General features: G+C 35.8%; 15 protein-coding genes and 1 pseudogene. 4 read left to right on the plus strand and 12 right to left on the minus strand.

All coding sequences use genetic code 11. The annotated features are described in order from the left end of the window. The first annotated feature begins 90 nt into the window (after window positions 1-90). Entirely contained in the window at window positions 91-459 is a 369-nt protein-coding gene (locus B5354_RS09040) for an iron chaperone (RefSeq protein WP_079529127.1), read from the plus strand. A gap of 144 nt (window positions 460-603) precedes the next feature. On the opposite strand, the gene B5354_RS09045 is transcribed toward B5354_RS09040, so the two are convergent. Further along, a complete protein-coding gene (locus B5354_RS09045) occupies window positions 604-954 on the minus strand; it encodes a VOC family protein (protein ID WP_079527999.1) in 351 nt (116 codons plus the stop codon). A gap of 187 nt (window positions 955-1141) precedes the next feature. Here B5354_RS09045 and B5354_RS09050 point away from each other — a divergent pair, with 187 nt between their 5' ends. Beyond that, entirely contained in the window at window positions 1142-2593 is a 1452-nt protein-coding gene (locus B5354_RS09050) for an MFS transporter (protein WP_079528001.1), read from the plus strand. A 173-nt stretch (window positions 2594-2766) separates the two neighbouring features. Here B5354_RS09050 and B5354_RS09055 read toward each other — a convergent pair. The 6 genes and pseudogenes from B5354_RS09055 to B5354_RS09080 all read right to left on the minus strand — a co-directional run bounded on the left by B5354_RS09055 (window position 2767) and on the right by B5354_RS09080 (window position 7504). Beyond that, a pseudogene (locus tag B5354_RS09055) lies at window positions 2767-3598 on the minus strand (GNAT family N-acetyltransferase). A 143-nt stretch (window positions 3599-3741) separates the two neighbouring features. Beyond that, entirely contained in the window at window positions 3742-4266 is a 525-nt protein-coding gene (locus B5354_RS09060) for a DinB family protein (RefSeq protein ID WP_079528003.1), read from the minus strand. Between the two features lie 538 nt (window positions 4267-4804). Beyond that, complete coding sequence (locus B5354_RS09065) at window positions 4805-5440, minus strand: pentapeptide repeat-containing protein (protein ID WP_079528005.1); 636 nt, start codon at window positions 5438-5440, stop codon at window positions 4805-4807. A 226-nt stretch (window positions 5441-5666) separates the two neighbouring features. After that, window positions 5667-5927 carry a hypothetical protein gene (locus B5354_RS09070; protein WP_079528007.1) on the minus strand — a complete coding sequence of 87 codons (261 nt, stop codon included), beginning with the start codon at window positions 5925-5927 and terminating at the stop codon, window positions 5667-5669. 141 nt (window positions 5928-6068) lie between these two features. Further along, window positions 6069-6617 (minus strand): dihydrofolate reductase family protein, encoded by a 549-nt coding sequence (locus B5354_RS09075; RefSeq protein ID WP_245804745.1) that lies wholly within the window; start codon window positions 6615-6617, stop codon window positions 6069-6071. Window positions 6618-6883: 266 nt separating this feature from the next. Then, on the minus strand, window positions 6884-7504 hold the full coding sequence (locus B5354_RS09080; RefSeq protein ID WP_079528008.1) for a flavin reductase family protein: 621 nt from the start codon (window positions 7502-7504) through the stop codon (window positions 6884-6886). Between the two features lie 191 nt (window positions 7505-7695). Between B5354_RS09080 and B5354_RS09085 the strand changes: the two genes are divergently transcribed. Then, on the plus strand, window positions 7696-8382 hold the full coding sequence (locus tag B5354_RS09085; RefSeq protein WP_079528010.1) for an ArsR/SmtB family transcription factor: 687 nt from the start codon (window positions 7696-7698) through the stop codon (window positions 8380-8382). Between the two features lie 123 nt (window positions 8383-8505). Here B5354_RS09085 and B5354_RS09090 read toward each other — a convergent pair whose 3' ends face one another. Both B5354_RS09090 and B5354_RS20480 read right to left on the minus strand, forming a co-directional pair. Next, window positions 8506-8754, minus strand: a complete 249-nt coding sequence (locus B5354_RS09090) for a hypothetical protein (protein ID WP_079528012.1) — start codon at window positions 8752-8754, stop codon at window positions 8506-8508. 310 nt (window positions 8755-9064) lie between these two features. Then, window positions 9065-9226: a hypothetical protein gene (locus B5354_RS20480; RefSeq protein WP_176142450.1), complete on the minus strand. Its 162-nt coding sequence runs from the start codon at window positions 9224-9226 to the stop codon at window positions 9065-9067. A 239-nt stretch (window positions 9227-9465) separates the two neighbouring features. Between B5354_RS20480 and B5354_RS09095 the strand changes: the two genes are divergently transcribed. Continuing rightward, window positions 9466-10374, plus strand: coding sequence for a helix-turn-helix domain-containing protein (locus B5354_RS09095; protein ID WP_176142451.1), 909 nt, complete (start codon window positions 9466-9468; stop codon window positions 10372-10374). A 435-nt stretch (window positions 10375-10809) separates the two neighbouring features. Here B5354_RS09095 and B5354_RS09100 read toward each other — a convergent pair whose 3' ends face one another. From B5354_RS09100 to B5354_RS09110, 3 genes are all read right to left on the minus strand, one after another. After that, entirely contained in the window at window positions 10810-11922 is a 1113-nt protein-coding gene (locus B5354_RS09100) for an alcohol dehydrogenase catalytic domain-containing protein (protein WP_079528016.1), read from the minus strand. 353 nt (window positions 11923-12275) lie between these two features. Beyond that, entirely contained in the window at window positions 12276-15089 is a 2814-nt protein-coding gene (gene lanM, locus B5354_RS09105; protein ID WP_079528018.1) for a type 2 lanthipeptide synthetase LanM, read from the minus strand. Then, window positions 15080-17251 (minus strand): peptidase domain-containing ABC transporter, encoded by a 2172-nt coding sequence (locus B5354_RS09110; protein WP_079528020.1) that lies wholly within the window; start codon window positions 17249-17251, stop codon window positions 15080-15082. Before B5354_RS09110 ends, lanM begins: the two co-directional genes overlap by 10 nt. Window position 17252 lies beyond the last annotated feature (1 nt).

The following is a 17252-nucleotide window of genomic DNA, read 5'->3' on the forward strand; positions in this document are numbered from 1 at the left end:
ATTAGAGGATCTGAGTGCTTCTAAAGGTTGTTTGAAGGAAGAGTGATAATAGAAGCTTCTCTGAATGAGACAGTTTTTAAGGAGGAAAATATTGAAGTTTTTGCAGGATATTTAGCCGGTATCGATAATTCCGACCACCGAGAACGAACGGAGGAAATTTTGGTGTGGATTATTGATACATTCTCAAATTTAGAACCACACATCAAGTGGAATACGCCAATGTTTTCCGATCACGGCACGTTTATTATTGGTCTTTCAACGGCGAAGCATCATATGAGCATTTCTCCTGAAGAAGCAGGCATTACGCAATTTGCAGACGACATTGCACAAGCTGACTACAGTGCGACTAAAGGGTTGTTTCGCATCCCTTGGAATAAGCCCGTCGATTATGAATTGCTTGAGAAAATAATTGAATTTAACATTCGGGATAAAGCAGAATATACGAACTTTTGGAGGTAATATTTCTTAGAGACTCCTAGCAAATTATGCTTAAGGGGATTTGAAAGCCCTTTAAGTTAAGTAAGAATAAAGTCATTTGCTTTATTCTAAAGTAAAGCCGCATTTTCCTAAAATGCGGCTTTCTCAACCTATAAACTCTTTCATTCACAGGTGGATAAGAATATTAACGAGCTTCCCAAATGGATCCCTTACAAAAAATCGCCGAACTCCCCATGATTCCTCGACTGGTCCATACTCAATTGAAATCCCTGCTTCTTGTATGCGGGTTAGCGCGTCATCAAGATCATCGACCTCAATCGATAGATCTGGCACAGGTGTCCCAGATCCCCCCTCTGAAAGGAAACTAACTTGAGTGTCCATTTTCTCATGCGAACCGTATGTTGCAATAAATCCCATATCCATCAGTTGTTCAAGTCCGAGTACTTCCCCATAAAAGAATTTTGCTTTAGACATTTCCTGCGCCTCAATATTGGCAACAATTCGTTTAACCTTCACTTTATATCCTCCTAAATGTGTTGTCCAAATTTAAATCTCACAAAAGGCTCAATTAAACTTTTCATAAAAAGGAATCGAAAGTACATAATAAAACGGTAATTATGATGAAGAGATCCAACCTGACTAATAGCCCGTTTGTCTTTATTTTGTATAAGTATATACCATGTTGAGGAGTTGACATGAAAAAGTGAAATTTAACAAGGAAAAGATCAACGTTGTAGATTTTCAACAAACTAAGAAAAGCGTGTATGCTACAGGGATAGGAAACGCTGTGGAATGGTTTGATTTTGGCTTATATTCATATTTGGCTGTTATTATTAGTCAAAACTTTTTTACCGGTGTTGAGAATGATCAGCTTAAATTGGTTTTCACATTTGCAACATTTGCGATTGCCTTCTTAATGCGCCCGCTAGGCGGTGTTATATTTGGTAAAATCGGTGATAAATCAGGAAGAAAAGTTGTTTTAACGACCACAATTATTTTAATGGCTGCTTCAACATTACTAATCGGTTTATTACCCACTTATGATCAAATAGGTATTTGGGCTCCTATACTCTTATTAATAGCCAGAATTATTCAGGGTTTTTCAACTGGTGGTGAATACGCTGGTGCAATGGTCTATATTGCGGAATCTTCCCCAGACAATAAACGTAACATGCTTGGAAGTGGATTGGAAATTGGCACGCTCGCTGGTTTTATATTAGCTTCACTACTTGCAAGTGCACTCTTTATGATTTTATCAAATGAACAGATGGCCTCATGGGGCTGGAGAATACCATTCCTACTCGGTTTACCTTTAGGGTTTGTTGGGTTGTATTTAAGAAGAAGTTTAGAAGAAACACCGATTTTTGAAAATGAAATTGCCGATGATGAAACCGAAGAGGAGAGCTTCCTGTCTATTTTAAAAAATCATAAAAAAGATGTTCTTGTATGTTTTGTAGCAGTCGCATTCTTTAATATTACAAACTACATGTTACTATCATACATGCCTTCTTATTTAAGTGCGGTTATTGGATTATCCAGTACAACTGGAACCGTAATCATTACAATTATAATGGTTATTATGGTACCGCTGGCTCTAATGTTTGGAAGGCTCAGTGATAATATTGGAAACAAAACTGTTTTCCTGATTGGTTTAGGCGGATTAACGCTGTTATCTGCGCTAGCATTTTATTTAATGAACTTGGATTCTTTAGTGTTTATTTCTTTAGGAATCCTCATTCTAGGTGTTTTGCTTTCAACTTATGAAGGTACAATGCCTGGATCATTACCAACGATGTTCACAACAGATATTCGCTATAGAACACTAGCCGTGACCTTTAATGTCTCCGTTTCATTATTTGGCGGAACTACTCCATTAGTTGCAACATGGTTAGTTTACCAAACAGGAAATAGCTTAGCACCTGGGTTCTATCTCACAATCGTTAGTATCATCGGATTCTTAGTGATCGCATTCTTTTTCAGTAACACGTCAGGAAAATCCCTGAAAGGTTCATACCCGACAGTAGCTTCGAAGTCCGAATATAAAGAAGCTGTCGAAAATCCAAAAGTTGCATTATGGTGGAAAGAAGAAATGGAAGCTGCTGAGGAAATAGGCACAGTTGATGAAAAAAAGGACAATCCGGATTCAGATAAATAAAGAAAAACATCAGGGAGGAGCAGTGACTTAAGGTTATGCTCCTTCCCTGTTACACTCTTTGTCCTTAATTCGTCGCTGTTCGTTTGTCATTTTCTTCTCTCCTGCATGCCAAGTTAAATTGACTTTATTATTGATTAATCGTGTTGAACTTTTCCTTTAGCTTAATATGTATTTTACTCAAATGGAAAAATATACACTACATAGTTGAACACATTTGTAAAACCTATATTCTGAGCGATTGCATTAGAGGGCTTGTTTGCCTCCTCACAATCCCAGTACAGAACTATATCATTGCTCATACCTTCTTTTACAACATAGTGGGCAATCTTTTGAGCTAAATTATTCCCTTGATGAGCCTTTAACGTTTCTATATCTATACTGTGCATATTTTCAAATGCAAATCCCGACAAACATACACTCACAATCTTATGATTGTAAGCAATACAATAGCCTATTCCCCTGTTGTAAAAGCTTTCGGGGGAAGGCCAAAACTCTAATATTTTCGAGCGTACAAATTCAATGTTATCAAATGAATGATCGTTATTTTCATACAGAGCTTTCTTTATTTTAAAAACTTTGTATTCTGGTCCAAATTGAAGGGTTATTCTTTTCCCTATAATTACTTTTTTCCAGCTCATATACTCTTTGATTCGTCATTTTCAATGGACGATGTTCAAAGATTTTTTCTATAGTCTTATTCCATCCTGGGTGATTACCAATTCCTATAAAATAGTTTTCTTGAAGTTTCTTTGCTTCAGGAGTTATTATTTTATCAACAAAATCGTTTATACAAGTATTAAACACCTTATTCTCTTCATCGCCAATAAAGAAAAACCCATCATTATTGTCTAACCAAATCAGTCCAGTTTTAGGAGAATCGCTATTATCGACAAATATACGACCAGGATTTACTCCTTCAATTACTCCTTTAACTTCTAAATTACCTTTTTCATTTAGTAAACTTTTACATTTATAAAATTCTCTCGTGTTAAGTTCAGTAATCAATATTGAACATCCTCCCCCAAAGAGTCTTAATCCAGATACATCCATATTTTACATTTTAATTCAATCTACTCAAGAAAACAGTCCTTATATCTAGGATTGGCGCTTACCTTTATTCAAGATAAGCGCCCATTCGGAAACGACATTCATTCTTTTTTATTCTTCATTTGTTTTAAATATAAATAAAGACCATAATCTGTCGGAACAGAAGAATGCCCCATCTGCCTTAACATAGCAGTGATATTACCACGGTGATAGGTTCCATGGTTCACAACATGAAGCACTTGCTCAAACACACTTGTTTCCATCAAGTCACCATTCGGGTTTTCAATCACAAGCGGTTTGTCTGTGTTTTCCATTTTACTTAGGAACAACTTGTACCGTTCTGACAGTTTAAGAAATATAGCTTCCATTTCTTCCATTCCCTTTGAGACTGTCTCCTCTTTTAGTTCCTCTTGCAGCCTCAATGAATAATCCATACTTTTACCCGAAAACACTTCTATCCACCCAAGATCAGAAAGATAAACATGGGCTAAAACATGAGATATTGATGGAAATACACTTTGAACTTCTTGACGATAAACATCCTTGGGCAGCTCTTTTAGGCGGTCGAAAATTTGTCTATTTGCCCATTCGTTATAGTCATACAATTGTAATTCAATCTGCTTCATTTAAGGCTTCTTCCTTTCATATTTGATTTAGTACCCTAATTATACACTGCCACTTTGGTTTTAAGCTCTATTTTTATTCCGCTAAAGCCCTCAAATTATTAGGTCTTAAGGTTTTCTTGCATTTCAATCAATAAAATGACTGGTTTTCGAAATACTAAAAGTGAGGGGAGTGAAAAATCATGGCTCAAGGAAACAAAAAGCTTTCAAATAAAAACGCACAGCAACATGATAGGAAAGTAGAGAAACAACCAAGAACACGTCGGTGAAGAATTGATCTAGAGCCAAAAAAATGATGGGAAGTTTCTCAGGCTGTCGAGAAAGTCTCGACAGCCTGCAAGTTTTTATTCACTTTATAATGTCGGGTGTGTTATGTGCACAATGGAATCGCGTCTTTGAGGATCTCATATTAACAGAGGTGGTCATTGATCGCCTTATTTATCATTCACATTCAGTTTTTTTTACTGAAGAAAGTAAATGCGTTACGAATCTTAGTCATCTTATATGTTCCTCACTATCAGTGCGCCCGATTACTTAAGATTTAACGTTGAATTTTCAGACCTAATAACGAAGCAAATTGTATCGCTTGAGACGTTGATACTTTACACCCTTTTAAATTCTCTACTGAAACAATTAAAGAATCAAAATCAGATGAGCTTATATCAATTCCTTTTAATGATGTCTCTTCAAAGCTTACGCCATTAAGATTGCATGAAAGAAATTCTACTTTTTTAAGCTTACAGTCAAAAAGGTCAGCGCTTTCTAACTTAGCATCATCAAAAATCACCTTTTCAAGTTTTGAGTTACCGAACATAACCATATTAAGAATGGATCCCCCAAATCTTGTATTACCGATATAAGACTCTGCCAGGTTGCTGCCTAGCAACTTACAATTAAGAAATTCAACTCGATTCATGGAGGCATTACCCAAATTAGCATTGGATAAATCACAATTCTTAAAGCACACATCGGTAAGATCAATTCTGCTAAAGTCAGTATTAACAAAGTTGCAGTTTTTGACAACTGTTTGATAAAGTCGTAATCGATCTATGGACTCGTTATCAAATTCTGAATCGGTAACCATACACATTTCAAATTCTGGATCTTCTTCGTAAAAAATATCTGTAAATCTTCTCTCGGTTAGATCTTCAGGGATCTTAGGTGTGTCAATCTTCACTGTATATCTACCTACTTTCAAAGAACTTTAATTCATTTATAAGGTCTTTAGATACAAACATAAAGGAACACAGGTTCCCTTTCAAGACTTGACCTTTATGCAGTTTCTGATACACAGGAGTTGTTTTAAGTTCTAAGAAACCCTCTATTAAGTTAAATGTCCCTTAAATGAAAGCGAGTTATTCGATAAACGTTTCCTTTTATTGAATAAAACAAACAGTTATTCACTAACTTTCATCATTTGGAGTCTCTTCATTGCAACCGCACTCATATTCCTTAAATTTAAATTCCTTGTGCAGCTTTAATTCTTGAAAGTCACTTGTTTCTGACTTATAAACTTGTACCAATGGAGCAACATCCAGTTTAGCAAAATTCCTTACCTGGTTCTCCATATCAACAGATGATTCAAGAGGATACTCGTTCATATGTTCGAATAACTCGTTGTGTTCACAAACATCATACGTCACTGCAAGAAAATATTTTTTCATGACATCCCTTCCTATTTTAATTGATAAATAACAAGTTCTATCCTCCATTAAAGCGCTCGTTTAGGGAGTATAGCCCAAACAATGTCACATCTGTCTATTATTGAATAACTTTATACCGAATATGTGTCACATCAGACGCATTTATAACTTCAACAATTTCAAGTGATGTAAATTCTTCAAAGAGTCGCTTTCCTTTTCCCAAAATAACAGGAACAATATGCAAAATATTTCATCAACAAGACCTGCTTTCAAGCATTGTTGTGAGACACTCGCACCTGCAACACCTATTTCCTTATCACCCGATACAGCTTTAGCTTTCTTAACAGCCGACGCGACACCATCTGATACAAACGTAAAGGGTGTTGTACCTTGTGGAACTGTTTCGGGATCCCTATTCGTCACAACAAATACTGGAACGCCTTTATTAGGATGACTACCTCCCCACCCATTGACAATATCGTACGTCCCTCGTCCAACGATCATGGCTCCAGCATTATTTAGAGATTTATCATATACTACTCGATTTACTTCAGAAAGCTTAAAAAACTCATTTACCTGACTGGCTTGATCCCCCGAAAACAACCAATTATGTAAAACCTCTGCATCTCCTAAAGGTTGCTTGGGGTTATCATTTTGTCCAGTGATGAACCCATCAAGTGAAATGGACATATCAATAACAACTTTCCCCATGCAAAAACTCCTTTCTCATTGGTTTTTTAGCTTACCACATACGAGTACATAGGATTTCTTCAGGAAAATCAACAAACTGGCCCTTATATGTAAGATTGGCGCTTACCTTTATTTAAGATAAGCGCCCTTTTCATTAAGACTTGATTACAAGATAAATTACCTTGAACTGAGCATCAAGCTTCTAGCAGCTATTATTAACGAAACCATAGCTCAACCATATTTGTTTACTAGAAAAGTTCATCTGATCACGATCTTAAGTAGCTTGTTTAAGTTTCTGCACGAAATGTTTTCCCTAATTCATCACCAAGTCCAAAGTAATGACGAAAATTATAAATTAACGGGCTCCACTTCCTTGGGTCAACATGATGCTGGTCCATAACAATATTTTTATGAGCATGTACATGGACAGCCTGTACTTCTACAATACCAAACACGGGATTATGCTCTGGAATTCTAATATTTTTCACTATTGCTTCTATTTGTAAGGGGCACTCATCGATTCTAGAAGGCTTTACCGTTTTAGATTCCTTTGGTGTTAACCCTGCTGCCCTATATTTGTCCTTTTCATAGCTAAACCCTGAATCCAGTTTATATTCTGGAACTGGATTGCGGCCCGTGAAAGGTGCTAGTGCTTCAACATTTTCCCATAACGAAGGGTCTGGAATGTTAACCACACTTTCCGGATCCCTTTGCAAGTTCTCAATGGCTTTTCCTCCAAGACCAAGCCCTAATACAATACAATCGCCAAGCCCCCAAGAAGAGGAAATAGGCGTAATATTCGTCGTTTCATCTTCATTTAGAGTGTTAAGTAAAATTACGGGAGTTCCGTAATAAAGGATTTTTGGCTTAATTTCCTGGTCTCTTTGTGACATGCTATTTTGGATCATTTATATCCCCTCCTGTATTAGACCATTAGGTACTCTAACAAGTTCCTCTGCTAGAACTACAAAATGATATATACAGTATAATTCTGTAAAACTACAACATTGATCGAAATATGGATGTTAAAAGAAAATATTGTGACTATAAGAATTTTCCATTATGATCGAAGTATGCTTGTAAACGAGGGGGAGCTAAAATGAACGCTAGTCCTAATGTAGCAGAGGTTGCCTCCATTCTCGGAGAACCTTCTAGATCGTTAATTTTGACAAGCCTAATGGATGGACGTTTTCATACGGCCACTGAATTGGCATACATGGCAGGGATTAAGCAGCAAACGGCAAGTTTTCACCTATCAAAGTTAATGAAAGCCAATCTAATCATTATGGAAAAACACGGTCGTCACAGGTACTATCACATTATTGATGGAGAAGTTGCTCAAATTTTAGAATCTTTCCTAGCGCTCTCCAGACCGCCTGAAATACGTTCATTGAATCAGTCCATACAAATGAAGGCACTTAAATCCGGGCGTACCTGCTATGACCATTTAGCTGGTGAATTAGGGGTGGGATTGACCGAGTCCATGCTTCAAGAAGGACTAATTGAAAAAGCTGAAAAGGAATTCATTGTTTCTTCAAAAGGAGAAAGATTTTTCGAGGAATTTGGACTGGACATTTCTAAACTACGCCAAAAACGACGTTCCTTCTCCAGAGTATGCTTGGATTGGAGTGAACGACAACATCACCTAGCAGGCGCATTAGGTAATGCCATTGCTGCAAAGCTCTTTGAGATAAATTGGATAGAAAAGCATCCATCTAGCCGTGCGGTCAAAGTAACAGAAAGAGGGCATGACGGATTACAAAAGTATTTTAATATGAAGGTTTAGAACACAACAATCCAAGTAAAGCTTTTGTATTTGTCATTCAAAATCTCTTGCTGTTAATAATTCTTTACCCATCCCCGTGAAAAGTGTTATTAGATAACCATTTGGATCTTTCAGTAAAAGTTCTCAAGCATTCCAAGGGCGGTCAATTGGTCCTTCTATAATCTCCCCATCAAATTTAAGTGCTTTATCTGAAAAAGAATTAATGTCTTTTACAGTTAGGTTAATAACGACACCTTTCCCGTTGGTTTTCGTATCGCTTTGGTCTGTCACTAACATCAAATCTTGATATTTTTCACCCCGAATATGCGCTATTACAGTTTGCCCGTCTTCACCCGGAAAAGAAAGGGTAAGTAAAAAAATATACTCTTTCACATTTTCCTTGGAAGAACAGTTAAACCATATAAATAGTGGCGCTTTCCTGTAATCAAGGTAAGCGCCGTCTACATATTTTTAGAAAGGCCCCTATTATTCGGGGTATAGTTCAGGCTACAATAATAGGGGCCTTTCTTTTATCTCGCATTATAATGAAAAAATGAAAGTTCCGTTACGAACGATTTAAAGGTAACCTTAAAAATGTACTTTGTGCTTCTATCCTTTAACGAAAATTAAAAAGCTTTTGTACAAACTGGCTTATCAAAAGTCACAAATAGTTTATTTATTTGATCAATAATCACGTCTGAAATTAGTGTTTGAATGGAAGATCATCATATAGTGAAACATCTGAATCTACCTCGTGAATCTTAAAAGCTGTGCTTACTTCAGAAATGTTGCTGTAGCTATTGTCTAATACACTAAAGGTTATTAAGGCTAATAGTAAGTTGAAGAATATCAATAACTTTCTCAATCTACCCCACTCCTTTATTTGTTTTGATTTAAATTCTAATTTACCTAGTCAATATAGTTGATTTCTAAGTAAAAATATACCATATTTTACTTGAGATGTTTCCAAATATTAAAATACTTATACTATAAAACGGGTACCTTAATGTGTGATTTTTATTGTGCACACATTATATATATATGAGTAAATGCATTGTGGTAAAATATGTATCGTATGAAAATTTTCTATTTGAGGTGTTAAAAATGGATCCTTATGTTGAACTATCTATTGGAAGTACTATTAAAGATTTAAGGCTTTATTTAGGTATCTCACAAAAGGAACTTTCCGATGGTATATGTACCCAATCTCTAATCAGTCAAATAGAAAGTGGAACTAATATTCCTAATTCGATTTTATTAAGACAAGTGGCAGAGAAATTGGGGATTACATTAGATGGTTTATTGCTTATGTCTGAATACCCTAAATTTCCCCACTTCAAAAAAATAGAATCCAAGTTGATAAAACTTGTTGAAACTAGTAATTATACTGAAGCATGGAAAATTATTGAATTAGAGAAAGGGAACACTTCTTTTGAAAGTGGAAAGGTCAAACAGTTTTTCTTATGGGCTGAAGGTGTATGTCAATATTATTTGAGTAATGATTTCACACTGGCAATGGATCTTTTGAAAGAAGCTTTAAATATATCGGATAATCTTATCTTTTCATATCAGGATGTTAAAATCTTGAATAGTCAAGGCATTTTATATGCAGAAGAGAATTTATTAGAAGAGTCCATCGAAACTTTCAAATTGATTTTAGCTACCAAAGAAAAACTTTCACCTTATGTTTTATCCATTTCATCTCTATTTCCCAAAGTTTATTACAATTTGTCGAAGGTTTTAACTATTCAAGGAAGCTATGAAGAGTCTATAAAATATTGTCAAGAAGGTATATATTATAGTGGAAATATGGAATCTATTTCGGACCTAGGTGAATTGTATTTCCAAATAGGACTAAATTTTGAGAAAATGCAAAAATATAATCAATCATTAAAATGGCTAATAAAGTCTCAAGACATTTTCAAACTAAAGGTTAGCAACTATGAGTTTTTGATGATAATTACAAATAAGATCCAAGAGGTAAGTTTATTGTTAGAAAAAGATACTAAGTAACGGATTCGAATGAGGGTGATAATTCAAGAAAAGAAGGGTATTCATACCGTGTGACATTCCATGCAGCTTTCTGGCTCTACAATCTTTCTCAGAGAAGATCCGTGTCAAATTAATTTCGGTTATCTATTGTATCTTGCAAAGAAAAATTGCAAGATACAATAGCGTAGAATTTCACATTTACGAACGGCTTATAAGCTCTTATTGAAAACCTTCATTCAAAAAGTTATCAATACCTCAGAGAATTATCCCCTAGTGAAGTATTTGTATAGAAGAAGCGCGACGATTACTGAAACGAGACAACCAATGCCTCTAGATAACCAAATATTTATATTTATATTCTCCATTATCCGGTTTACAAATGCACCAATGCTTGTAGATAAAAAAATTAGTAAAATCCATTTTATTGTTGACACGATGACTCCCTCCTATTAAAAGTTATTTTGAAAGAATTAGAACACATTTTCCAAATCGGGAGGAATCAAAAAAAGAGCGTTGTACAAAATCCACACCTTTTTCTAGTTCATATTCCTGATCAATGATTATTCTCATACCCGTTCTATTTTGTAACTGAATTGCTCTTTCTAAATCTTCTCTTGACCCTAGGCAATTTCCCAAAATAGAAACATTCTTAACAATACTCATTTCTAATGCTCCTCTGACCATAGGCTCCGCATCACTTGGAGTGTCATTGGACAATAATGGATGTTGATCTCGTACCCCACAAGTAACATATGTCCCACCAGTTTGTAAGTAATGTAATGCATAGCCGATGTTCATATCGAAAAATGGGTCAAAAACATGTGTGATCTTCTGCTTGACTATATCATTTGACGCACTATTAATAGCATTACTTACTGATTCCACGCGGCTAGGATGTATTTTTTGTAGTTCTTCATCACTCCAATCTGACGTTGACAAACAAAGTGGAGTAATGCCATGAGAGAGTAACTGTTGAATAATAAATAGTGATGTGTTTGACCGTGCACTTAATACTAACGGATTTCCACCATTAGCAAGTATTCCAGAGCGGCTTATCATCCCTGACGCAGTTTGGGATCCCAACGAAAAACAAGCAGCTTCTCTATCACCTAGGCTTTTTGGTTTTTTTATTATCTTTTTCTTATGGAGACGCAACCAACCCATCGATGCAAAATTTGTAGCTACACCGGGTAAAACTCCTTGCTTTCCGCTATCAGGGTATGAGCAATCAGACATCACACTATCCCCGACCTTAAATTCATGCACGTCCCTACCAACAGCAACAATATCTGCACTAAATTCTGAGCCAAATGGAACAAACAATCGGTCAGAACTCTTGATTGAATTGTAGTTTTCGATTAATAGGGCTTTATCACGGTAATTGCATGAAAAAGCTGTTACTCTTACTAATACATATTCACTATTTTTCGGATGTTCAGTGTCGAAAGTAGGTTGATCTAATTCAATCGTTCCAAACAGTATATCTTCTTGTCCAAACTTAACCGTTCCTAATTCTGTGTAATCCATTGAATCCTTCTTACTCGGATTAATTGCCACTAATGAGCGCACTCTATATCCTCCCTGTTAAAACTCAATTTTACTACTTATATAATCTTCGCTTTTCTCCTGTTTTTAAATTAATCAATGATGAAGCCTAATACATAAAGGTATTTCATCAAATTCGGCTTAACACCATAAACGATTGCTTGCCGGTCAGGTGGTTCATGGACTAATAACGATAATAGTCCTCAAAACTACCACCGTCATGAGGCTGACACCTTTGATGGCTGTGGTCTGTTCCACCCCCGAAATCCGTTCATTTGCGCTAAGCCCTCAATTTATGTGGAATCCTTAGTAGATGTTCCCCTTTGGTACTAAACACTCTCTATCGTACCAAAGGGGCTTTTTTATGTATCCGGACTCTACTTTGATATCTCCTCAAATTCCTCCTTACAGGAATGCTCCTTATATATATTATTTTGTTGATATGAAACAGAGCTTAGATTAAGTGGAAACCAAGCGGGGTCACCATTGTTATACATCTTTAACAGAAGAGCTGAATCAGCTACTCCACTCCAACCGAGGAAGTATCCCAAAAGGTAGTCTCTATTCTTCTCTCCAGTATAAAATCCATTATTATTAGCCAAATCTAATACAGTTTCCCAATACTGATTTGCAAGTGATAGATACCACGAATCTCCAAGAGCCTCATATGCAAACAGTAGAGATTGAAGTACCCCAGCAGCCCCATGACATATAGATAAATCTATAGGTCTATCTTTTGGCAGTGCTGTTGATTTCTTAGCTACTTCATATAGATCTAATTGTTCGTTTAATGCACTTGCCATTTCAGCTAGGACCATTAACAAACCAGCATTTCCATTACACCAACCTGCAGTATTAACAGTATTCGGAAAGGATATTTGTGAAGCCTTTTTAAAAAAACGCTTACACCCTTCAATATCTTTTAAAGCAAAAGATAATCTAAATTGGGCCCAGATAACTCCTAAGTTCCCATGTGCTAATCCATCACTAGATAACATAGTTGAGGGATTTTCAATGCAAATTTTAGATTCCAATTCTCTTAAAATCTGATTCGGTGTATCTGAAAATGATGCTAACGTGAGACCTATCCCTGTTGGGCCGATAAATATATCGCCACGCGGAGTTTCCTCTGATTGAAAATGCATTGCAATTTCTTCTATTCCTTTTACCCTATTCGAATTATGGTTAAATATGAAATCCAAAGAACTATATCCTGATACTATCGATATTGGTGCAGATTCTAATTGTGAAGAAAATGCATGACGAAGAGATTTTAAACCTTTATTAGCCTGATTAAAAAGATTGATGTTCTCTGGAGAGGTGACTGTTTTTTCATACTCTGTCATGTGCTCCAAGAGAAAAAGGATGCCTCCGGTATCATGAAGCGAAATTAAAGCGGTAGAATCATAGGATATAGGTATATTTCCATATACCCCTCCAATCCATCCAGTTTGAGCATTATCTGTTTTGGTAGTAATTGATAAAGACCTTATTAATTCAATCAAAGGATCGGGATTATCTTTTGTTACCTTTCGCAAAACATTTGAAAAGAGAGGAGATTGATAGCCCAAATCATCAGTTTTTTTATGATCTGCCTCATGTATTCTAATATCAGAATATCCTTCTGCAATTAAGCGCTTATCATGTAATAATCTTTTTTGTGACAGCTCCTCTAACATTTTAATTGCATTATTTGCTGGTGACACATCAAATATCTCATTTGAAACAAAATCCATTGAGTATAAACGTTTATCATTTGCCTTTATGGAAAAGTGTGGGATATCTCCATTTTTTATAGAACGAATTTCTTCTTCCAACGTTTTCTTAGCTATTTCAGAATCCCTAATTAACCTAGGGGGTTTTAGATATTTTAGCACTTGATTAATTGAGGCATCGTCAACTAAATTCTCAGGAAATAGGCATGCATCAAGCATAAAGTAATACTGAACTGTAGGTCTAATAACTACTCTCATTAAACATTCAATATCAGTTAACTTAGAATAAATTTGCTCACGTTTATCCATCATCTTTTCATATCCATCTGAGTAACCATTTAGGAAATCTTCTTGAAATGGAAGTGGATCGGGTGCTTGATTATCAGTTAACGTTATTGGTACAGTTGTCCGTTCAACAGTAATCTTTTCCTTAGCCAAATCTACAGCGTCTGTCCCTGGATTTTTCAATGTAAAGACCATTTCATTGGTTACTTGTGGATAGGGCGTATTGATTGCGCCAATTAACACTTCATGCGGAAGTGTCAATTGCTTAGCTGGAATTATTGACGTATTAGCAATTGAATGGGAAATCATTTCCTCCATTGATTCGTGGAGGGAATGACTACGACCATATTTCGGTTGTAAACTGGTTTCTAAATCTACAACATAAGGAAATATCCCATTAAAAATAATATTTTCATCATGTAAATCTGTTGCCCCCAAACAGCTAAACACCGCCGCACATAAACCTAGGTTATAATAAGCACTGCCAGTCTCTGACTGGCTTATGGGTGTATGCTGCACAAACTCTTGCCAACCATATTTACCTCGATTAACCGTTCGAGGAACTGGTGAATAGTTCTGTAGAGTATCAAATTTCAATGTGTCAGAAAAAAGCTCATCTATTAAAACATCAATCTCTAAAGACCGAGGCTTATATAGAATCTTCTTTGACGATTTAAATTCCAAGCAAAGGTTAACTTTTGAACCATTATGAGGATCGGATTCAAGAGGTGTAATAGCTTGTAATTTTGATCCTCTACTAATTAAACCTTTTGATAAGAGTAAAGTGGCATCACGGCTGAAATTGTGGGACACATCTTCAATGAAAGAACAAGTATTATTCACTGATTGTGTTACCATTTTTCGTAAAAAATCATATTTTGTAAACCAATTGCTTATGAGTTCCTTATCGATTAAGCTGACATATCGATCAAATATTTTTGATGATGAAGGATTAGCCGGATAAGATAAACTTTCTCGATATTTGTGAAGTTCATATACAAAAGTTTTATGACATAGTCTCCACACGTGAAATTCCAATAATGTGTGTAAACAGTCCATAGATGCTATCTCAGCATGCGTTACAACATCTTGCCTAGATAAGTTTTCTTTTACCTTATAATTCGTCTTTTCTATTTCATCTGAAAAAAAACTCTCCACAGCATGGACTAGTCTCTCTGATACTAACTGCATTGTAAACTCTCCTTTTCAAGCTCTGCACTAAACAATTCAGCATACAAGCCATCTTTATTAATTAATTCTTCATGAGATCCACTTTCTACAATGCATCCATTTTCAAGAACTACAATACGATCAGCATTTAGAATAGTTGCAAACCGATGTGCTATAACAACTTTTGTACATTTAATATTTGATAATGCATTATAAACATTTGTTTGTGAAATATTATCAAGTGATGAAGTCGCTTCATCCATTATTAGTAATTTGGGTGTTTGAAGTAAAATTCTCGCTATATGAATACGTTGCCTTTGTCCTCCAGATAGGTTTGCTCCAGTTTCTGATATTACTGTGTTGTAACCCATAGGAAACTTGCCAATAAAATCTAAAAATCCTAATGAATCACAAAACTCTAGTATTTCTGATTCCGTACGTTTACTGCCCAGCTTGAGGTTTTCCATTATAGTTCGATTGTGCAAGTGTGCTTCTTGAGGAATATAGCTAATTGAATCTCTTAATGTATCAAGATTATAGTCATGATACTCCATTCCTCCAAAATATATAGAACCACTAGTAGGCTTAAATAAACTACTTATTACCTTCCCAAGAGTAGTCTTCCCGGACCCAGATACCCCAACTAGAGCTATCGTTTCTCCATCAGAAATATCCAAATTAATATCTTTAACGGCCGGAATGTCATCGGAGGTATAACTAAAACTAAGATTTTTCATAGATACTGATCCTGAATCCATTTCCCTTGAAGTTTCACGAGAGTGTTCTTTGGGATATTCAAATATATCCTCAGCTAAAACAATATATCGCACTGCCACCATAATTTCAGATGCAGTTGTGAAAATTGAATTCATATAGACGAACAATAATGACACAATTGACTGAACCGCAATTGCTTGTCCAAGTGTCAAGAAACCTAATTCTGCCATATATATACTAGTAACAAGAATAATTAAAGGAGCAAATACTTGTATTCCGGATAATATCGCTCCTATTATTCCTTGCTGGATACGCATTCTATGGCTTGTTGCATTTAAGTATCTTTTGAATCGCTGCTTCCAGTCATTGATATAGGATTGGACATAGCCTCCTAGTTTCACGCTATTTATGGAAACCACAGCGTCTAACTGTATGCTCTGTGCATTAGTTCCCTCATGCAGTTCTTTATCCGTTGCAGAATTCACGTAAGACTGACCAATAACCAGAAAAACAAAGGTTGATACAATAAACAACAGTACCATTGTCCCAAGTATCGGTGATATCCAAAAAATATATCCTAATATGGCTACACTACTTATCAAATCAAGACATGCCTGTACTAGTGTCGTTCCTAAAACATCCTGTATTCGTGTAAGGGAGTTAAGCCGATAAATAATTTCACCAGGAGCCCTTACTGTAAAATACTTTGCTGCGAGCGATAAAACACGTGTAAAGGCCCCTCCCATAAGATGCCAACTAAAACGATAAATTATTTTTATGGAGAAGGAGGTCCTGAGAAAATTCAGTCCTATCATAATAACCATTGCTATTATGAGAGACACAAGTATTGTAGCAAAGGAAGTGACATCGCCAAGCCCATTGTCAATTAACAGTTGTGTGAATATGGGGATCGCTAATGTCATTCCAACTAACACAATGCTTAATAAAGCTATTTTTACATATAGATTTATCATATTAGATGGCCAAATATAGTCTTTTTTCCATCGAGAAAGGTTGTTAACGCTACGGTTTTCGAAATCTGTTCCAGGTTTTGCAACTAGCACATACTCTTCAAGATTCTCTAAAAACTCTGAATGGGAGATTGATATCCTCCCTATTGAAGGGTCCATGATTATTACTTCATCTTCACTATACGACTCGATACAAACAAAGTGATACCCTTTCCAAAAGGCTATGATTGGAAAGTCCATTACTGTAAATGCCCTCGTGTCTTTTATTCGATAAGCTTTGGCATTCATTCCAAAATGAGAGAGCAACTCTTTTAGTTGTTGCAATCCTAAACCGTCTCTTCCAGGCTCTTTAACTTGTCTGAGTTCTGTAATTGAAGTTTGGTAATTATAAGCCTCCAGAATCGTTCTAACACAACATAGCCCACATTCTGATTGTGCTAATTGTAAAGTCGGAGTGAGTTTTCTTTTTTTCATTTTTTCAGAAAACATTTTCATG

Origin of the sequence: Halobacillus hunanensis (assembly GCF_900166655.1) — a bacterium.
Taxonomy (GTDB): Bacteria; Bacillota; Bacilli; order Bacillales; family Halobacillaceae; genus Halobacillus_A; species Halobacillus_A hunanensis.